Origin of the sequence: Pantoea sp. ANP04, from assembly GCF_041982285.1 — a bacterium.
Classification (GTDB): domain Bacteria; phylum Pseudomonadota; class Gammaproteobacteria; order Enterobacterales; family Enterobacteriaceae; genus Pantoea; species Pantoea eucalypti.
Genome location: NZ_JAUTYS010000189.1, coordinates 1 through 519 on the forward strand (window position 1 = coordinate 1; position 519 = coordinate 519).

Here is a 519-nt window from a genome sequence, read left to right on the forward strand (position 1 = left end):
TCAGTGGCTTTTCGCTCCGGAGCAATGGGAAGGCAGCGGGGGACTGCAGACTTTGCTCGGACAGCATCTACTATTCACCGTGGTGACAGTAGCCATCGCTGGGCTGATTGCAATTCCGGCCGGATGGGCCATTGGGCATGCAGGTAAGGGACGCGAGATTGCAGTGGGTGCCGCAGGGATCGCCCGAGCCGTGCCATCTTTTGGTCTTTTGATCTTGTTGGTATTGATTTTTGGTGTACTGCACAAGCCTGAGGCCGCGGTGCTTACCTTCGTGTTGTTAGCCATTCCCTCGCTCCTTGCCGGTGCATACACGGGCTTTGAAGCGATCGACAGGAAAACCATCGATGCGGCCCGCGCCATGGGCATGACCGAATGGCAAATCCTCTTCAAGGTAGAAATCCCGTTAGGTTTACCGTTGCTCGTAGGCGGAATCAGGTCAGCTGTCTTGCAGGTAGTTGCGACGGTGACCATCGCAGCCTACGTCAACCTTGGTGGACTGGGACTGCCCATTATCACCGG

At 56.5% G+C, this 519-nt stretch carries 1 protein-coding gene; it reads left to right on the forward strand.

What is annotated here, in order from left to right:
• The coding region (locus Q7C21_RS23035; RefSeq protein ID WP_375151243.1) for an ABC transporter permease at nucleotides 1–519 on the forward strand (519 nt) is incomplete at both ends.